This is a genomic window from Streptomyces termitum, from assembly GCF_014650175.1.
Taxonomy (GTDB): domain Bacteria; phylum Actinomycetota; class Actinomycetes; order Streptomycetales; family Streptomycetaceae; genus Streptomyces; species Streptomyces termitum.
In genome coordinates, this window is the sequence record NZ_BMUL01000071.1 from 1 (window position 1) to 527 (window position 527).

1 protein-coding gene is annotated in these 527 nt (G+C 52.6%); it reads right to left on the reverse strand.

Going from position 1 to position 527, the window contains the following annotated elements; all coding sequences use genetic code 11:
- A partial coding sequence (locus tag IE219_RS32770) for a GPI anchored serine-threonine rich family protein (RefSeq protein ID WP_189983746.1) occupies positions 1-482 on the reverse strand: 482 nt, incomplete at its 3' end.
- Between the last annotated feature and the right edge of the window lie 45 nt (positions 483-527).

The following is a 527-nucleotide window of genomic DNA, read 5'->3' on the forward strand; positions in this document are numbered from 1 at the left end:
ACAGCAGCGGCCCGAACAGAGGCTGACTTGGCGTTAGCATTGGCGGTACCGTTGTTCTTGAAGCTGTTGCCGTTGATGTCAGGGTGGGAACTGGTTGAGTTGGAGGACGAGGTGCTGTTCGAGCTGGAGTTGCTGGCGGAGTCGTGAGTTCCTGGGGCGTAAGTGACTTGTGCTTCAGGAGTTCCGCTGACTTTAACCGAAAAGGGGGCAGAGGTCGCTAATACTTGTGTGTTGTTCAACGGGCTGACAAACTGGACTTGGTATCCATCGCCAACAATGAGCTGCACGTTGGTAACATCGTAGGACATCTTCGCGGCTGGAACATATTCAGCAATCGAAAAGGGACCGTTGAACTGCTTGTTGGTTGGGTTGACGATTTGAATGGAGACAGAGGTAGGATCTCCTGAAGAAAGCGCCCAAGCAATGGTGTTGGTAGAAAACTGAACCCAGTACGAACTTCCGGAAGGAGAAGTGACGCTCAAAGCAGTTACTCCGGAGCTGAGGGCGACTAATCCCGAGATAGCGGT